The sequence below is a fragment of the Paraburkholderia sp. JPY419 genome, from assembly GCF_050435705.1.
Taxonomy (GTDB): domain Bacteria; phylum Pseudomonadota; class Gammaproteobacteria; order Burkholderiales; family Burkholderiaceae; genus Paraburkholderia; species Paraburkholderia youngii.
This window is the reverse complement of sequence record NZ_JBNDKV010000002.1, coordinates 1-16,846: the sequence shown is the minus strand read 5'-3', so window position 1 is coordinate 16,846 and position 16,846 is coordinate 1. Positions and strand designations below refer to the sequence as shown.

Sequence of the window (16,846 nt, the reverse complement as noted above, 5' to 3'; positions counted from 1 at the left end):
CAGGGTGACGTCTGATTGCCCGGGGGCTCACATCGCTCATTGCGCCGCTCCCGCCCGATCTTTCGGCAGCCCCTGCGGACTGCTCGCCGGCATGACGTCGTACACACCCGTCTTGCTCTCGTCAGGCGATGCCACCGCCGCCCATTTATCGTCACCGTTGACGGGATCGACCGGAATTGCGCGCAGATAGTGCCTTGTCACCAGATCGTCGAGCGTGTCCGGGTATTGGCCGTTGTCGCCATAGTATTTGTCGATGGCGTCACGCATCACCGCCAGGTTCTGTTGACGCACTTGCTCCTTGCCGCGCTCGATACTGTGCATGTAACGGGGCAATGCAACCGTCAGCAACAGACCGATGATCGCCATGACGACCACCAGTTCAATCAATGTGAAGCCTCTGGCTTTACGCGCGCGCACGCTTGTCATGATGCGGCTCACCACTGTTTGTATGGAATGCCGTTGATGCCGACCCGATCGGATTTCGATGTCACGTCGAACACGTCCTTACCGGCGCGCGAATTGCCGGCGGAACCGTTGTCCGCGTCACCGCCCTCGCCTGGATCCGGTGCCTCGCCAAAGGCGCGCACGTTCCACGTGTCCTCGGCCGCAATATCCGCGTCGCCCGTAAAGAACGGATCGCGGGGCACGCGGCGAAGAAACATCAACAAGCCGCCTTTGGGATCTTTCGCATTCTTCACGCCCGTCACCATCACGGTCAGCGAGGGCGGATAGCCGGATGCATCCGCCTCCCGCTCGATCAGGCCGGTGTCGCTCGCTTCCTTGTAAGCGTCCAGTGCGGTGCGAATCTCACGCAGCGCCGCGCTCAGTTGCTGCTCCTTCTGACGCTGCACGATCAGTTCCGAGAACGGCATGATCGCGAGCGCCAGGATGCCGACAAGCGCCAGCGTAATCACCAGCTCGATCAGCGTGAAGCCGCGCTGGCGAGCGCCAGACCGGCGACGCGAAGCCAATGCGTCCGCCTGCGCTTTCATGGCTCAGTAACCACCGTTCTGAATCGGACGCAGCGGGTTGTCGCTCGGCATATCCCCTGGCGGCATCACGACGTTCCCCGGCGGAAACGCGGGCGGCGGAGCCGGCGCTTGAGCGGGTGCAGGAGCGGCCGCGGGGGCCTGAGCCTGAGTGCCTGGCTGTGCCGCATTCGCGTCTGGGGCCGCAGCGCTCTCAGCCCCGCTCTGCTCCGCTCCCGGAACCGCCACGGGGCCCGGCGGCGCCGCTGGCACGCTCGGCAGTGTCGAGAAACGGCCACCGTAGGGCGCGGGCGGAGGCGTGGTGCGCGGCGCCGGCGGCAGTTGGCCGAACGAACTGGTCGGCGGCACCGTGCCGGAACCCTGCGCAGCGGCTTGGGAATCGCGTGACGCCCCTGTCGTGCCGCCGCCGACACTGCCGGGCGCACGCACCGCGGGAACCGGCACTTGTTGAGCCGCCTCGGCGCCCACCGGATCGAGCCGCAACTGCTCCGCATGCACATTCACGTCGGTCCCCGACCACAGCTCTTGCGTATCGGCGTCGGCGGATTGCTGCGGACGCACGATATGCGGCGTAATCTGCAGCACGATTTCCGTCTTCAAGTGGTCGCCGTTGTGATTCGAGAACAGGCGCCCGAGCACGGGCAACTGTCCAAGCCCCGGCACTTTGTCGGCGGTCACGCGGTCCTCATCCTGAATCAGGCCGCCGAGAATCTGGCTCTCGCCATCGCGCACCCGCAAACTCGTCGACGCACTGCGCGTGCCGATCTGATAGGCGAGCGAAGTGAGCCCCGTTGACGAGTTACTGTTGGAAATCGTCTTGGTGATGTTGCTGACTTCGAGGTTCAGCTTCATACCCACGTCGCCGTCACGGTAGACCTGCGGCTCAACCTCGAGCTTGATACCGACATCGAGGTACTGAATGGTTTGTGCGAAAGACGGCCCGCTCGTGCTCGGCGTGCTCGAACTCGAAATCACCGGTACCTTGTCGCCGATCAGGATCCGCGCCTTTTCCTTGTTGCGCGCGCGAATGCGCGGGCTCGCCAGCAGGTTGGCATCGACGTCGCTGAGCTTGAAGTTCGCTGTGGCCGACAGACCGCTGACGTTATATGCATTGAGCGGCAAATGACGCAACGCGCCCCACGTGTCCACGGTAGACGGCGTCGACATCGTAAATGTATTGGGCCACTCGATACCGAGGTCGGTCAGCCGGTCGTGGGACACCTCCAGAACCTTCACTTCCAGCATCACCTCGGGCTCCGGCAGATCCTGCGCCGCGATCATATCCTCGGCGACGCGAATCGTATCGGGCGTGCCCCGGATCGTGACCGTATTGGCGCGCTCGTCGACGACGACCTCCTTGATCTTCAACAGGCTTTTCAATAGCGACTGGACCTGCTTGGCTTCGACGTTCGACAACTGGAATGTGCGCACTTTCAGCTCCTGGTACTCGAGCTGCTTCGCAGCGGTAGCCGGGTAGATGAAAAGCGTGTTCGCGTTGAGCTGTTTCTTGTCGAGCTGGTTCTGCATCAGGATCATGTTGACCGTGTCCTGCAGCGACGCGTTGGTCACGAAGATCGTGGTCTTCAGATCGGCACGCACGTCCCGATCGAAGATCACGTTCAAGCCCGAGGTCCTCGACAACGCTTCAAACACCATCCGTACATTCGCGTCGCGGAACTGCAGCGTCACCGGTGTGCGCATGATCGACGAAGCCGCAATGTCCTCATCTTTCGCCGCACGTTGCTGCTGCCGTTTTTCGTCGATCTCCTGCGCCATCTGCAGCGCCATCGCATTGGTTGGATTCTGGGCCAGCACGCGGTGAATGCGTTCGGAAGCCAACGTATATGAACCGCGCCGCATCATCCGGTCGGCCTCCTGCAGCGAGACCAGATCGCGGCGATCCCGATCGATCGCTGCGCCGATATTGCGCCCGCGTTCGCTGTTCGGATCGAGCTGGCTGGCCGCGTAGAGCTTCTGGATCGCCACATCGAATTGATAGCTCTGACGCAACTGGTCGGCTTCGTCGAGCAGCGCATTGACCTTATGATCGCGATCGCGCAGATAGTTGAGCTGCAACTCGGCGTTGGTCGGATCGCTCTCACGGGTCGGCGGATGAATGCAGCCGCTGAAGGCAAGCATGGTTGCGATGCTCAGCAACGCGAGCCGCCCCGCGGCCCAATTGACCGTGGGACGCTGGTCGCCAGGCGATCTGGCAGCCGACAGATGTTTGCACGAGCCGCTGTCACCGTGGCGGCTCTCACCCCGGTTGCGTGCGGTTTTCATTTATTGTCCTTCGCTTGCGTGGTTAGTATCTGTCTCTCATTGAGAGGCAGATAAGTCAGCACGACGCCACTCTCCGAAATCGACTCGATGCGATACTGCGCGTCGATGACTTCACCCGGCGAAACGATCAGCAGGCGATCGCCGTTGCTGAGGAAAACCTGGGGTTTTGCCGCTTTGGCGTCGAGTTCGCCGAGGTAGGTAAACGGCACGGGCGGCGCGGTGGGCGGCGCAACGGGCTCCGGTGGCGCGGGGGTCACGACCACGGGCGGCGGTGGCGGCAGCCACGACGACGCGGCGAACGGATTGTTCGCCGATTCAAGCGAGAGTGGCGTGCGCAGTGCCCGGAGTTTGTCGCGCGCTGTCGGTGCTGATTTCGCTGACCCGGTCGTTTTGACAGGAGTCGGCGAACTCGCTGAAATTGCTGAACTCGCGGCGTTTGTCGCATTCGCCATGCTTGCCGGATGCGCTGCGTTCACTGTGCTCGCCACACTCGCGACATTCGGTGCACTTGCCACAGCCGGCGCAGCAGCCGGCACCGCACCAGCCGCACGCGCCGCCCCGTCGCGATGCAAGGCAACCATCCGCAGCGCAGCCCCGCTGCGAAGCGCGCCTGTCAGCGCAGTCACGACCGTCGGCGTGCGCAGCACGGGTTTCAGCTCACGCAAAGCCATCCCTGCCGCAGCGATCGCGCAGACCATCAGCAACGCGCGGCCGACGAGATCGGGCTTCATGGCTGCGCTGCCCGATAGACGAGTTCGAAGCGCACCCGCGCATCCAGTACGTTGCCATCTACCGCGGGGCGCTCGACATGGATCTCGCGCAACGCCGCGTTCGGTACGTTATTGAGCACCGACGCCAGAAAACGCCGGATCGCACCATACTGATCCTTGACCGGCAGCAGCATCTGATAGCGCACAAAATGCGCGCTTGAATCGTTGGTCACGAGATACTCGGCCGAGCCGAGCGTCAGGTTGCTGTCGTGCGCCTGGGCGAGGATCGTCGCAATATCGTCGGCGCTCTGCGCGAAACCCGGGAACAGTTCGGGTAACGCATGAAGTGAAATCGCGTCGACAACCGCCGCACGCTCGGCGTCGGCATGACGCGCCCTGGCGGGGTGCGCAAGACGCTCGGAGTCGCGCAGCTCGTGCGAATCGACGTTTGCGTCGACTCGCATAGCCGCTACGGCGACCACCGCCGCCGCCCCCAGCAGCAATGCGCCGAGCAAGCCCGGCAGTCCGAGCGTGCGCCGCAGCTCGAAACGCCACGTGAGCAACCTGTCCTCCATCCGAGCGCCGTTCATGACTTTCTCCAGACGGCGGTGATCTGAAAGCGCACCGGCGTGCCAGGCACATTGGTTTCGATAACGTGATCGTTGAGCACGGCTTCGCGCAACAGCACACTGTCCTGCAGATACCGGAGGTACGCGATCATCGCGTCGAAGTTCTTCGCTTCCGCCGTGATACGGATCTGGCTTTGCGCAGGACTCTGATCGATGCCTATCAGCGCGACGTCGTGGTCCGGATAGTCCTCGACGATCGACAGCAGGTCCTGCCACGGCACGGTCAGCTCGCGCAACACCGCGAGGCTCTGGTTCTCCGCGAGCCGCGTGGCCGGCGTCGGCGGCGTCTTCGCGGAGTGCGATTCCGCAAACAGCCGGCGCCGCTGCGCGTCCTGTTGCGCTTGCACGCGGTCGCTTTCGTCATAGGCGTGCCAGAGCCGTTCACCACTCACCAGCAACAACAGGCTGCCGACACACAGCAGCACCATCCCCGCCGGAGCGCCCTGCAAGCGGCGACGGCCAAAATCGATGTGAAGGCGGGGCATCATCGTGCGGCCTCCATCAAACGATACGCGACCGGCTTGTCCATCGCCGGTTGCGCGACGCTCTGCGTCGCGCAAAAGCGCCCCTCGAATGGCGCAGGATCCAATTCGGCGCCGCACAGACATATTCTGCATTCCTCGCGTTTCCCGCTCGTTCGTCCGGCGAGACGCTCGAACGATTGTTCGGCGCGTGCGGCGATCCGCTCGGCGTCGCTGGCGTCGCCGGGAAAAATACGCTGCGAGTCATAGGCGACCCAACGGTTCTCCTCGAACAGCACAGCCTGCATCAGCGTGTCCGCGACGAACAACAGCAGCGCCGTGCCGGCACCGGCGGCGGCGTCCTGCACGCGATTGAGCAATTCTGGCAGACATAGCTTGAGAGACCGGACGTCGACGCCCGCCGCCATCCCCGCATCGTGGATGCCGTCGTGCAGCGTGCAAGCGATGGCACTCGCGAAGACCGCATGGCCCCCGCGCTGCACCGAAAAGCGCACCTGCACGGACTCGGCCTCGATGCCATACAGATCAGAGAAGTGAGCGAGCACGATCTGGTTGGTTTCGCTTGCGCTCAGTGTGCGGAAGTCGCCGCGCAAGATGGCGTGGCTCGCCCAGAAATCGTCCAGCATGATGTGCGCCTGGCGTTTGACCAACACCGTGCGCGCCGTCTGCCCGGCGTCGGCGGCTAATGCAATGTTCAACGCGTCGAGCACGCCTCTTTCGGTGAAGCACTGCTCGTCGGGAATGGCAACGCTCGTGGGTTCCGCAAGCGCTGCGGCCTGACGGCGCGCAACCCTCCAGCGCGGCGCCGTCGCCGCCATGACCAGTTCGCGTGTACCGACGCCGATGGCGAGCGGACTATTCAACCATGGTGACACGGTTGATCTCCTCGAGTGTGGTTTCGCCCTGCTTCACGAGCGAGAGCGCGGCCGTGCGCATGGTCTGCATCCCATAGCGCAGTGCGGCTGCCTTGATGTGCCCAAGTGGCGCGCGCTCCGATAACAATTGCCGCAACTCGTCGTTCATGCGCAGCGTTTCCGCGACCGCGCGCCGCCCGCGATAGCCGCTGCCACGGCAAGCCGCGCAGCCAGCGCCGTGGCGAAAGCGGTAGCTGCCCACGTTGTCCGGATCGATGCCGGAACGGGCCAATGTGTCTCGATCGACCGTGTCGTCCACCACGCAGTCGGCACAGCACTGGCGCAACAGCCGCTGCGCGATCACGCCATTCAGGGCCGACACGAAGCTGTACGGATCGACTTCCATGTTCGTGAAGCGGCCTATCACGTCGAACACGTTGTTCGCGTGCACCGTCGTGAACACCTGGTGTCCGGTCAACGCCGCCTGCACGGCGATTTGCGCGGTTTCAGGATCGCGGATTTCACCGACCATGATCTTGTCCGGATCGTGCCGCAGGATCGATCGCAATCCGCGGGCGAACGTCAGTCCCTTCGCTTCATTCACCGGTATCTGCAGGATGTCTCCCAGTTGATATTCGACTGGGTCCTCGATCGTGACGATCTTTTCCAGGCCGTCGTTGATCTCCGTGAGAATCGCGTACAGCGTCGTTGTTTTGCCGCTGCCCGTCGGCCCCGTCACCAGCAGCATTCCGTAGGGCATGGACGCCACCGAGCGCATGAAGCGCGTATCGTCGCTACGAAATCCCAGTGTTTCGAGTGTCAATCCGCCCGGCGCCTGCGAAAGCTGATAACGGTCGAGAATGCGCAGGACCGCATCTTCGCCGAACTGGTTCGGCATGATCGACACGCGAAAGTCGATCTCGCGGCCCGCGTACACCGCCTTGAAGCGACCGTCCTGCGGCACGCGGCGCTCCGCGATGTCGAGTTCGGAGATGACCTTCACACGCGACAGCACCTGGTCCGCGACATCGCGTCCCTCGGCACGGCCGACCACGGTCAGCACGCCATCCACCCGGCACTTGATCTTCAGCCCGTTTGCACGGCATTCGAGATGGATGTCGCTCGCCATCATCTTCAACGCGTCGTAGATGGTGGAGTTGAGCAGACGCACCACGGCGCTGTCGTCGCTGCTGATGCCCTGCAACGTCAGCGCGAGCGAAGCGGGATCGGCGGTGTGCTGCACCTCATCGTCGAGGGCGAGCGAATCCATCGCGCGCACGTCTTTTTCGCGCATGGCGAGCCACGCAGTGAGGTCACCGACGCTCGCCAGCGCCCAGCTATACCGCGAAGTGGGCCGCGCACGCATCCGGTGCTCCATCACGCCGCGCGTGCGGGCGTCGAGCGGATCGGCGATCACGAACAGCAGCGCGCCGTTCCGATCCGGCTCGCGAAAGCACACGCATAGCCGGGTGGTGGCTTCGACGAACGGCAGTACCTCGAAATCCGCTTCCAGCCGGTTCAATTCCTGCATGCCGATCGACTTCATGCGGAACTGCCCGGCGAGCCGAACCACCATTTCGTCGGCGCTTAGCGACGCCTGCACCATCAACTCTTCCAGTGCGCGAATGCCCGAGCCGTGCCTGTCGCTGAGCGCGCGCAGCGCGTCACGCAATTCAACGCCCTCAGATTGCGGTGCCTCGCTGATCGTATCCATGCGTTTCCCCTCGACACGGCCTACTGGATGCTCGACGCAATTTCAAAGATCGGCATGTACATCAACACGACAATCCCTCCGATCACCACGCCGATGAAAATCATCATCGCCGGCTCGATCAGTCGCGAAATCAGATCGATCGTGCGCGACACTTGCGCTTCCTGGAATGCGGCGATTCTGTCGAGAACAGGACCCAGGCCACCGGTCTTCTCAGCGACGGTCAGCAAGCGATAGGTAATCGCGTTGGCGAGACCCGCTTGCTGGAACGCGTCGGAGATCCTCGCGCCATTGCGTACCTGCTGCATGGCACTTTCCACGGCCGTCTGATCGGCCCGGCTCACCAGTCCACTGGCGAGTGTGAAGGCACGCGTGGCGGGAATGCCGCCTTCGACCAGCATCGCTGTAGTGCGAAAAAACTGCGACTGGCGAAACACGCGGAAATGCAGACCAATACCCGGCAATGCGAGCAGGCGATCCGCGATCCAGTTGCGCGCCGCGACCCGGCGCAGCGTGACGCCGACCGTCACCGCCATCACGGCTAGGCTCACAGTGATGGCCATTCCGTGGGCATGCACCATGCCGCCCCAGGCCATCAGCAACTGTGAGAGCAGCGGCAGCTCGCGTCCGCTATGCTCGAGCAGGGTCGCAAAGCGCGGCACGACGAAACCCAGCAGAAACAGCACGACGGCCGCGCCTACGAGCAGTAGCACCGATGGATAGATCGCGGCCGACACCACGCGGCCGCGCAGTTCGTGAAGCAGCGCACTGTTGCGTGAATAGCGCGTCAGACTGTCGGCAAGACCGCCGGTCTGTTCACTCGCTTTCACGCACGCCACGAGGATAGGGGGAAACACGCGGCTTGCATGCTCGAGCGCCGCGGACAGCGAGTGCCCTTCTTCGAGCTGCCGCAGCAGATCGCCATAGACCTCCGCCGACGCCTCGCGGCGCTCATTGCCGCGTAGCGTGCGCAATGCGTCGATCACGCCGACGCCGGCATCGAGCAAGGCCGCGAGTTCGCGCGCGAACAGCTCGACGTTGAATTTCGCGCCGGGCATCGCGCTCCAGCCAGACCGGCGCTGACCTCGCGCTTGCGCGCGTACCGACACCACGCGCAATCCCCTTGCGCGCGCGAGCGCTATCGCGGCTGCGGACGAATCGCAATCGACGCGAAGCGTTTGCACTGAACCGCTGGTATCGAAGCCGCGCAGCAGGTACTTCACGTCGATTCTCCTCGCTGAGAGCCCCACTACCAGGACGTGACGTTCGTGTTCTCACCGGTGCCGCCGACCTTGCCGTCCTTACCGAGCGAGTACAGGTCGTAGTCGCCATGCTCGCCGGGCGAGCGGTAATGGTAGGGGCGACCCCACGGATCCGGCGGCACCGCTTTCTGCAGATACGGGCCACTCCAGTTCGTTGCGTCCTGAGGTTTGGTCATCAGCGCCTGAAGGCCTTCCTCGGTCGTCGGATAGACGCCCATGTCGAGCCTGTATTGATCGAGCGCCTTGCTCAACGAGTCGATCTGGGCCCGCGCGATCTTGGTGTTCGACTTGCCAACCTGTTCGAAATAGCGCGGCGCGACCAGCCCCGCGAGCAAGCCGATGATGACCATGACCACGAGCAGTTCGAGCAGCGTGAAACCGCCGTTGCGCCGACGTGCATCGCCAATGCGTGGAGGGAGCGTCACGCTGCTGCGCATGGCGGCCCTGATCGGAATAGATTCGTTGCGCACGGTGCCCCCTTTCTGTCGACCCACCGGCCCGATAACACCAGAGCCGTTTTGCTCATTCTTGTTCAGGTGGACACCGGCAAGAAGTAGGGAGACCAGACCAAAGGGATGGGTAAAGACCCTCCAGTTCCCGCGTCCTTCACAGGAAGCGATCGAGCGCGCGTGCCGGTTTCGACAACGGCAGCACACCCATGTCGAGCGCGATCAGCACGAGGCCGGTGACGTTCGTCACGTCGAGCTTGCGCATCAGGCTCGCGCGGTGCTTTTCGATGGTCTTCGGGCTGAGTTGCAGATACTCGCCGACCTGCCGATTGGTGCAGCCTTCCGCGACAAGCCTCAGCACCGCGCGTTCGCGAGCGGTCAAGGTGTGCCATAGCTGCGCATGGCGCGAAACGCCTGGCAGCGGATCGCACGATACGCCGTTCCCGGCATGCTGTTCGAACGCGGGGTTGCGTTTGCCCTCCATCACGAGGCGCATTTCGCCGACGAGTTCTTCGAACGAGGCGTCCTTGATCACGTAGCCATCGGCGCCCGCCGCGAACGCCTCCTGCACGTGTTCGTCGCTGCTGTAGATCGTCAGCGCGATGATCCGTACCTGCGGCATCCGATACTTGATCACGGCAATGGCCTCGATGCCGCTCATGCCAGGCATCGAGAGATCCATCAGGATCAGATCGGGCCGGATGGCCCAGGCGAGACTGCACGCGTTGATACCGTCGGTCGCCTCGCCCGCGACGGTGTAGTCAGGCAGGGAGGACACCATCGTACGGAGACCGCCGCGCAACAGATGCTGATCCTCGGCGATCAGTACGTGATAAGTCGTCGCCACTTTGCTCGCTCCTGGCGGCCCCCCATGACTAGTTCGAAGCGACGACGTCGTGGTAAGCACCCAGCAATTCGGCCGGCGTTGCGAGACCGTCCAGACGCAGCCACGGCTTGCCGGGTGCCGCGCGGAAAAAGACCACGGCGGTGTGATTCATCTTGTCGCCACGATAGACGTTGAACGCGCGTTGAGCCGCGATACTAGCCTCGACGGTGCCGGTGTAGTGCTGCCACTCGGGGCCGGCATCGAAGCGGGCGGCGTAGGCCTTCAGGCGGGCGGTCGTGTCCTCTTCGGGATCGATCGAGATCGACACGAGATGAACCTTGTCACGGTCGGCGCCGAGCCTCGCTTGCAATTCCTCGAAGGTTTGACTGACCATTGGGCATATCGTCGTGCAACTCGTGTAGATGAACGTCAGGATGACCGGACGGCCGTCGTTCAGCTCGTCGGGGAGCGAAACGGCTTTGCCGTCGTCGCGAACCAGCGTCACCGCGGGCAGTGCGTATTGCGCAGTCGAGCGCACCGTGCCCGTGGTCATGTCATGGTGGTGATGCATGTGCATCGCGGTGTCGTGGGCCATCTCATGGGCCATCTTCCCGGCAGGCGCCGGCTGCATGTCCGTCGCCTGATGATGTTGCACCTCGATCGCGGCGCCATCGGCGACGTCTTCGGCAGTCGCGGCCACGGCGCCGACGCCTGTCAGCCCTGCGCCGGTCACCACGAGCGCGCCGATCATCCATGTGCGGTTCGTCTTCATCGGGGTCTCCTGAGACAATGGAATGGCAATGGCGCGATGCAAGAAGCACAGCGGCGCGCCCGGCCGTTCAATTCAGTCTCATGAAATCGCCCGCGCACGTCATTGGATAAAGTCCCCCAAAGCGCGGTAGGGTACGTCTACCAGCGGTAACATCCACCCCGCATAAAGCGGAGTGTCCCCCGCGTGATGTGCGTAGTTGTCCCGTTGGCAGAGCGACGTGCGCGGACCTACAATTTTATAACCAATGCTTAAGGTTTCCTTAAGCAAACTCGCTGGGGAGATCCCATGCAGGCACCTCCGCCCGCTGCGCGGCAACTGAGGTTGCGCGACCTTGTCGATGCGATGCGCAAGCTTGGGATCGCGGCGCGACTCGACGAAACGCGACTGGACAACGTCACTGACGCGCGCGGCGCCGCGCTTGCGATCCTGTCGGCGCATGGCGCGTTCCTGTCGGTGAACCGCAGCGCCGCAGCGTTGCTCGGATACGCGAACGGCGAACTCGTCGGCCGCTCGCTGCTGGACATGGCGCCCGAGGGCGAACGCGCATCGCTCGCCGCCCAGCTATCGGTCGATCCCGCTCACGACTTTGCTCCGATCACCACGATGCTGACCTTGCGCAATGGCCGTCCCACCTTGCTATTACTGCACCGCCAAGCGATCGCGTCCGACGAGGCGCAGCAGAAACCGCCCGATGGGCAAGCCGCGCAACTGATGCTCTTCGAGGAACCCCTTGCAGCCGATGCTTCGCTGGCGCCTGGCGTCCATCTCCCCAAAGCGGCGGCCCGCGATCGGCTGAAGTATCTGATGATCGGTCAGCAACGCGAGCGTCAACGCCTCGCCGCCGAACTGCACGACGGTCTAGGCCAGGCGCTCACGCTGATCAAGCTGATGGTCGAGGACTCGCGCATGCGCCTGCGTCGCGGACAAGCCGAAGACGCCGCGCAAAAGCTCGACGCCACCGTCCTGCAAGTGCGCGAGGCGATCGGCGAGATGCGACAGATTTGCGGCGAACTTCGTCCGCTAGCACTCGACCGGCTGGGTCTCGCCGTCGCGTTGAACACGCTGTGCCGGCGCGTCGAGCGCAGTGCCGAAGGCCTGGCGGTGAACTTCCGCTGCGACGTCGACGACCGCGATGTGCCCGACTACCTGAAGGCGGACATTTTCCGCCTCGCTCAGGAAGCGCTCAATAACATCGTCAAGCATGCAGCGGCAACCGAGATCCGGCTCACCCTGCAACGGATCGACACCGGTCTGCTGCTCACCGTTCAGGACAACGGCACCGGCTACGATACGCGCCCCCTGTCACCTGAAGACATTGGTTCGATGGGCCTCGGCCTCGCCGGCATGCAACACCGTGTCGAATCGCAGGGTGGCTTTCTCTCGATCCACTCTTCCGACGCCATCGGCACACTCGTATCGGCGAGTTGGACGCTTTGACGGAAACCGCCGGCTCGCCCACGTGCGCTGCCCTCATCCGGCTGCTGGTCCACTGAGCCTCGACGCAGGCAGTTCCTCGACATCGCCGGGTGCCGCTGGCGGCTCCGGGTGCGCAACCGGCGGCTGGACTGGCTTGTCGGAATCGCGTTCCGCGCATTTGGTCGCGAGCGAAGTCAACAGCCCCATGCTGATCGCGACCAGCACGAGTTCCGTCAGATTCTCGATGGCGAGCTTGTGCATCACGCTCGCCCGATACTTCTCGATCGTCTTCGGGCTGAGGTTTAGATATTCTCCGACCTGCCGGTTGGTACGCCCTTCAGCAATCAGCTTCAGCACACTGCGCTCGCGCGCCGTGAGAATGTCCCACGCGTTCTTCGGCGCCACTGCTTCGCGGCCGGTAATGAAAGAATCGACCATGTAGCCGTACACATCGGCGCTCAGATGCTTTTTTCCCTGCATCACCGCGCGCATCGCAACAATCAGTTCGTCGAACGAAACATCTTTCAGCACATAACCGTCGACGCCCGCACGCAGCGCTTCACGCACGTACTCTTCGTTTTGATGCACGGTGAGCGCCAGGATACGCACGTGAGGCGAACGGCGCTTGATCGCCGCGCTCGCGTCGATGCCGTTCATGCCGCGCATCGACAGATCCATCAGGATCAGATCAGGATTGAGCGCCATGGCGAACTGGCAGGCTTGCTTGCCGTCCGTCGCCTCTCCGACAACAGGGAATTCGCCTTGTGCTGACAGCATCGAGCACAATCCTTTTCGCAGCAGATCATGATCCTCGCTGACCAGGACGCGATATTTGGTATTCACGATCCCCAACTCCTCGTTAGAGCATGGACGGTTGATTTATCAACCGTAAGCGCCTGTGGCAGGACGATTTTTCTTCTTTCAAATATTTCTTTCTGATTCCTTGGATATTTCTTTCCACGAAATTAATATATCCTTACTTTGACTTGACACATTTTCTTGACCACGCCTAATTGGCTGTGCGGCCTTGCTGTGCAAGGTTCGCGCCATCTGGCTCGGGACCTTTTCCAGATTCGGGAAGCACCTCGGGAACTTTAAGTTTGATTAACCAAGTTGGCGAAAAACGTTTCAAAACAGATACGTTCGACGGAAAAACTGATTTTGGTAAAAATAGGAATAAAGCAGGTCTTTCCTGTGTTTCGTGCATGCGAGGCAGTACAAACTACGCCATCCGTCCCTATCGGAACTATTTTCCTTCCTTGAAGCGAATGACGAACAGTAGCCAAGCCTGACGGATCTCACGATTCGTTACAGACGTAACATTTCTGCAATTCAGAAAATACCCCTACTCGACGCACCTCCAAAAGTAGGAGGGTGCCCCATTGCTCAGGTCCTTTTGCGCGACTCACAATGACGACGCGGAGGGATGTCGAACATGCGCAAGCGCTCTTCTTTGCTGTCGGCGAGTACGCTTCGGGCGGTCATGATGACCGTCGGCATGACATCAACTGGGCTCGCGCATGCGGACATCTTTGGCGCGGTCGACAGCCAAGGTACGATCGTCCTGACCAATACACCGGGCACGGCGGGACTGCGCGTGATCGTCGCGGGAGACCCGCCGCCCGAGCGAAGTGCGAAACGTACAAACAGCACATTCAGCGCCGTGATCGAAGAAGCAAGCCGCACCTTTCGCGTGGCGCCCGAACTGCTGCGCGCGGTGATCGACGTCGAGTCGCGCTACAACCCGAATGCCGTATCGGACAAAGGTGCCCAAGGTCTCATGCAGTTGATGCCCGACACCGCGCGGCGCTTTTCGGGCGGCAACATGTTCAATCCGCGCGACAACGTGCTGGCAGGCGCGCGCTATCTACGCTTCCTGCTCGATCTCTTCCAGGACGACATGGAACTTGCGCTGGCCGCGTACAACGCGGGCGAGAACGCCGTGATTCGGGCCGGCTATCGCATCCCTTCGATCCCCGAGACGCGTCTGTATGTGCCGCGCGTGCTGGACCGCTACCGGCGTCTGCTGACGGTCAGCGGCTGATGCGCGCCGGCGGCGCTGTCATGTCGCCCTGCCCGGCTGCTACGGCACGATCCACGCGCTATCGGCAACGACACGCGTGTTCCCGGGTTGCGCAAAGCGAACGAGATAACCGCCCTTCGACGCAAAGCGCTGACCCGGCGCGAGCGTCAGGCGCGGATAGTAGCCCGTCAGGATCCGATGGTCGAGCATGTCATCGACGCGTTCTACCAGGTAGTCTCTGACGAACGCATCGACCATGTGACTGAGGGTCTCGGCGAGCAGCCCGCACGCGAGATAGGTATCCGCCTGAACGCGCTCGTCGACGACCTGAATATGCCTGATCGCGAACCAGCCGAACGCGTAATCGACACGCACGCGTCGTCCCTCGGGCAGATCGACCGGATAGGCGATACGCGCGGCGTCGCGCCAGCTTTGCGGCAAGGGTATGCGGTCCAGGCCACCCATCAGTCCCGACACAAAGACCTGAGTCGAAGCGGGCGGCTTGCCTGCGACCGCCGCGATATCAGGTGGCCGCAGCCACAGCACCAGCGCATCTGTTCCACGCGCACCGCGAAGCGCTTCGGCAACGCTATCGCCCGGCGCGAGCCTGTGGCTCGATACGCTCACGCCGTGGTCCTTCAGTGCGCTCGCGAGCGCAAGCGCCGCCGCCTCGCCGCTGTCGCCCGCGCGATACACCTGGCGAACGGTCTTCACCATGCCAGCCGGTGAGCCGCTATTCGCGTCGAGAATACGCTTCGCGATCAGCCCGGCCTCGAGCAGAACGCCCTTCGAGAAATACATCGAGTAAAAGTCCTGGTCGGTCTCGACTGGCACGTCGACGTTGGGAAAGAGGCACGGCACCGCTTCCTGCTCGCAGAAGTCGTGAACGGGCGCCCAGTTCTTGCCGCCGATTCCCGACAACACCGCAAATACGGGTTGCTGCGTCAGATACGCCTTCAACTGCTCGTGCCAGGTCTCGGGTGGGCCGTGCAGTTCCCACACATGCAACTCCCAGCGTCGGTTGACCATGAACATCATCTTGCGCGAGGTGCGCAGCGGCGGCGTTGCGCCGAGCGGCGAAGCGTTCTTGTCGGCGAAATAGTGTTCCAGCACGTCGAGCATACCGCGCCGTTTCACCGGATCCGCGTCCGGTGTGATGATCGTCGCGAAGTGCAGCACGGTATCCGTGACGCCCGGCGCCCTGCGCCGGTCGAGCCGCTTCAGATAGCCGATCAACGCCGCCATGTCCGCGTCGTTCAGCGCGAACTGCGGCATCAGATTGCTGAGTGGCTTGCCCTCGGAGTCGACGCCTTCGCGGATCGCACGGGCGATCGTCGCGTCCGTGTACGGCTCGCGATTGGCCCGCATGCCGTCGACGTAGGGTATCTCCAGCTCCTCGGGATTCTGAACCCGCGGGTGGAACAGATACTGCCCGCTGATCGGTGGAATGGTGCTGTTGCCTTCGCGCGCGCCGAGCCCGCTGCGCCGGTGGCAATTCATGCATGCGACGGCGGCGCCTTGCATGCGCACGCCGCCATCGTGGCTCGCTCGAACCGCTTCCCCGGAGCCGGCAATGCCGCGCTGGTAGATCGACTCGCCGGCATCGATGGGAGGCGCGCCGCGCGCTTGTTGCACGCCGGCCAGCAGCAGCGCGGCAAGCGCGGCCGCTATCCCAAAGAATCCGGCGCGGCGCATGTCTAAGGAACCGGCCGGACCGGCGAGCCGCTCGCCGGCGAGGTATCGGCGCCGATCGTGACGGAAGCGTGCCGCCCCTGCCAAACAGGTTTGGCGAACGTCAATCTGTCGAGGGGCGGATTGAGCGTGACCTTGTCGATCACCAGCCGGTCTTTCCTATCCGTCCCGACCGGGCCGCTTTCGATCACGAACGGAATCCGCACGCCATCCACGTCCCTGAAGTCGCGATACATCACCTCGACGATCGCGGGCTGGCCCGAAGGACCGCGCGCCTCGCGATCGGACTTCACATCGAGGAAATTCTGCGCGTCGACCCACACGTGGCGCGTCGCGCCGGAGGGCAAGCGCAGCGACAGACGATAGGTATCGCGTCCTTCGACCTTGTCGGTGCCTTCGAGTGCGACGTCGATGCCCTTCGCGGCGTGATCGAGCAACGGGCCGTCGATGACCTGCGCGTCGCGCGCGAACTTCACTTCATCGCTCGTATAGGGGCGCACATCCGGACCGCCGCTTCCCGACGGGCGCACTTTCCAGCCTTCCTTGCCGTCGAATACGTGCACGATCATCTGATTGGCCGCCGTGACCTCGAAGCGAGTAAGGTCGGGACGTTTCAACGTGAGCATGAACGGCAGATTCGACGTGGGCGCATTCGGACTGTCCACGTGCCCGACCCACTCCATCGACATGACCTTGCGCCAGGCATCTGCGCCGCCGCGAGCCTCGGCGTTCCTCACGACGATTTCCT

17 protein-coding genes are annotated in these 16,846 nt (G+C 63.0%); 2 read left to right on the top strand and 15 right to left on the bottom strand.

Going from position 1 to position 16,846, the window contains the following annotated elements; genetic code table 11:
• Positions 1 to 36: 36 nt before the first annotated feature.
• From QFZ91_RS06285 to QFZ91_RS06230, 12 genes are all read right to left on the bottom strand, one after another.
• Positions 37 to 426 carry a type IV pilin protein gene (locus QFZ91_RS06285; protein ID WP_429566681.1) on the bottom strand — a complete coding sequence of 130 codons (390 nt, stop codon included), beginning with the start codon at positions 424 to 426 and terminating at the stop codon, positions 37 to 39.
• Positions 427 to 434: 8 nt separating this feature from the next.
• Positions 435 to 992 carry a type II secretion system protein gene (locus QFZ91_RS06280; RefSeq protein WP_368717465.1) on the bottom strand — a complete coding sequence of 186 codons (558 nt, stop codon included), beginning with the start codon at positions 990 to 992 and terminating at the stop codon, positions 435 to 437.
• Between the two features lie 3 nt (positions 993 to 995).
• Positions 996 to 3,272, bottom strand: a complete 2,277-nt coding sequence (locus QFZ91_RS06275) for a secretin N-terminal domain-containing protein (RefSeq protein WP_429566680.1) — start codon at positions 3,270 to 3,272, stop codon at positions 996 to 998.
• Positions 3,269 to 4,003, bottom strand: a complete 735-nt coding sequence (locus QFZ91_RS06270) for a hypothetical protein (RefSeq protein ID WP_429566679.1) — start codon at positions 4,001 to 4,003, stop codon at positions 3,269 to 3,271. The genes QFZ91_RS06275 and QFZ91_RS06270 overlap by 4 nt, the downstream gene beginning before the upstream one ends.
• Positions 4,000 to 4,572: a hypothetical protein gene (locus QFZ91_RS06265; protein ID WP_429566678.1), complete on the bottom strand. Its 573-nt coding sequence runs from the start codon at positions 4,570 to 4,572 to the stop codon at positions 4,000 to 4,002. Before QFZ91_RS06265 ends, QFZ91_RS06270 begins: the two co-directional genes overlap by 4 nt.
• Positions 4,569 to 5,099: a PilN domain-containing protein gene (locus QFZ91_RS06260; protein ID WP_429566677.1), complete on the bottom strand. Its 531-nt coding sequence runs from the start codon at positions 5,097 to 5,099 to the stop codon at positions 4,569 to 4,571. The genes QFZ91_RS06265 and QFZ91_RS06260 overlap by 4 nt, the downstream gene beginning before the upstream one ends.
• Positions 5,096 to 5,968 (bottom strand): hypothetical protein, encoded by an 873-nt coding sequence (locus QFZ91_RS06255; protein ID WP_429566676.1) that lies wholly within the window; start codon positions 5,966 to 5,968, stop codon positions 5,096 to 5,098. Before QFZ91_RS06255 ends, QFZ91_RS06260 begins: the two co-directional genes overlap by 4 nt.
• Positions 5,949 to 7,661 carry a GspE/PulE family protein gene (locus tag QFZ91_RS06250; protein WP_429566675.1) on the bottom strand — a complete coding sequence of 571 codons (1,713 nt, stop codon included), beginning with the start codon at positions 7,659 to 7,661 and terminating at the stop codon, positions 5,949 to 5,951. Before QFZ91_RS06250 ends, QFZ91_RS06255 begins: the two co-directional genes overlap by 20 nt.
• A gap of 20 nt (positions 7,662 to 7,681) precedes the next feature.
• Positions 7,682 to 8,881: a type II secretion system F family protein gene (locus tag QFZ91_RS06245; protein WP_429566674.1), complete on the bottom strand. Its 1,200-nt coding sequence runs from the start codon at positions 8,879 to 8,881 to the stop codon at positions 7,682 to 7,684.
• A gap of 26 nt (positions 8,882 to 8,907) precedes the next feature.
• Complete coding sequence (gene gspG / locus QFZ91_RS06240) at positions 8,908 to 9,357, bottom strand: type II secretion system major pseudopilin GspG (protein ID WP_176378121.1); 450 nt, start codon at positions 9,355 to 9,357, stop codon at positions 8,908 to 8,910.
• Positions 9,358 to 9,526: 169 nt separating this feature from the next.
• Complete coding sequence (locus tag QFZ91_RS06235) at positions 9,527 to 10,216, bottom strand: response regulator (protein WP_429566673.1); 690 nt, start codon at positions 10,214 to 10,216, stop codon at positions 9,527 to 9,529.
• Positions 10,217 to 10,244: 28 nt separating this feature from the next.
• Positions 10,245 to 10,826, bottom strand: coding sequence for an SCO family protein (locus QFZ91_RS06230; RefSeq protein WP_429568599.1), 582 nt, complete (start codon positions 10,824 to 10,826; stop codon positions 10,245 to 10,247).
• Between the two features lie 426 nt (positions 10,827 to 11,252).
• Between QFZ91_RS06230 and QFZ91_RS06225 the strand changes: the two genes are divergently transcribed.
• Positions 11,253 to 12,404, top strand: coding sequence for a histidine kinase (locus QFZ91_RS06225; RefSeq protein WP_429566672.1), 1,152 nt, complete (start codon positions 11,253 to 11,255; stop codon positions 12,402 to 12,404).
• 33 nt (positions 12,405 to 12,437) lie between these two features.
• Here QFZ91_RS06225 and QFZ91_RS06220 read toward each other — a convergent pair whose 3' ends face one another.
• Positions 12,438 to 13,226 carry a response regulator gene (locus tag QFZ91_RS06220; RefSeq protein WP_176108491.1) on the bottom strand — a complete coding sequence of 263 codons (789 nt, stop codon included), beginning with the start codon at positions 13,224 to 13,226 and terminating at the stop codon, positions 12,438 to 12,440.
• 592 nt (positions 13,227 to 13,818) lie between these two features.
• Here QFZ91_RS06220 and QFZ91_RS06215 point away from each other — a divergent pair.
• Entirely contained in the window at positions 13,819 to 14,427 is a 609-nt protein-coding gene (locus QFZ91_RS06215) for a lytic transglycosylase domain-containing protein (protein WP_429566671.1), read from the top strand.
• A 39-nt stretch (positions 14,428 to 14,466) separates the two neighbouring features.
• On the opposite strand, the gene QFZ91_RS06210 is transcribed toward QFZ91_RS06215, so the two are convergent.
• Together QFZ91_RS06210 and QFZ91_RS06205 are read right to left on the bottom strand one after the other, a co-directional pair.
• Positions 14,467 to 16,101 carry a c-type cytochrome gene (locus QFZ91_RS06210; RefSeq protein WP_429566670.1) on the bottom strand — a complete coding sequence of 545 codons (1,635 nt, stop codon included), beginning with the start codon at positions 16,099 to 16,101 and terminating at the stop codon, positions 14,467 to 14,469.
• Between the two features lie 2 nt (positions 16,102 to 16,103).
• On the bottom strand, positions 16,104 to 16,846 hold a 743-nt coding region (locus tag QFZ91_RS06205), incomplete at its 5' end, for a hypothetical protein (protein WP_429566669.1).

Bases quoted from the DNA above. Each gene is read 5' to 3' on its own strand.
- QFZ91_RS06285 (WP_429566681.1), bottom strand. From the start codon at position 426: ATGACAAGCGTGCGCGCGCGTAAAGCCAGAGGCTTCACATTGATTGAA.
- QFZ91_RS06280 (WP_368717465.1), bottom strand. From the start codon at position 992: ATGAAAGCGCAGGCGGACGCATTGGCTTCGCGTCGCCGGTCTGGCGCT.
- QFZ91_RS06275 (WP_429566680.1), bottom strand. From the start codon at position 3,272: ATGAAAACCGCACGCAACCGGGGTGAGAGCCGCCACGGTGACAGCGGC.
- QFZ91_RS06270 (WP_429566679.1), bottom strand. From the start codon at position 4,003: ATGAAGCCCGATCTCGTCGGCCGCGCGTTGCTGATGGTCTGCGCGATC.
- QFZ91_RS06265 (WP_429566678.1), bottom strand. From the start codon at position 4,572: ATGAACGGCGCTCGGATGGAGGACAGGTTGCTCACGTGGCGTTTCGAG.
- QFZ91_RS06260 (WP_429566677.1), bottom strand. From the start codon at position 5,099: ATGATGCCCCGCCTTCACATCGATTTTGGCCGTCGCCGCTTGCAGGGC.
- QFZ91_RS06250 (WP_429566675.1), bottom strand. From the start codon at position 7,661: ATGGATACGATCAGCGAGGCACCGCAATCTGAGGGCGTTGAATTGCGT.
- gspG (WP_176378121.1), bottom strand. From the start codon at position 9,357: ATGCGCAGCAGCGTGACGCTCCCTCCACGCATTGGCGATGCACGTCGG.
- QFZ91_RS06230 (WP_429568599.1), bottom strand. From the start codon at position 10,826: ATGCAGCCGGCGCCTGCCGGGAAGATGGCCCATGAGATGGCCCACGAC.
- QFZ91_RS06225 (WP_429566672.1), top strand. From the start codon at position 11,253: ATGCAGGCACCTCCGCCCGCTGCGCGGCAACTGAGGTTGCGCGACCTT.
- QFZ91_RS06215 (WP_429566671.1), top strand. From the start codon at position 13,819: ATGCGCAAGCGCTCTTCTTTGCTGTCGGCGAGTACGCTTCGGGCGGTC.
- QFZ91_RS06210 (WP_429566670.1), bottom strand. From the start codon at position 16,101: ATGCGCCGCGCCGGATTCTTTGGGATAGCGGCCGCGCTTGCCGCGCTG.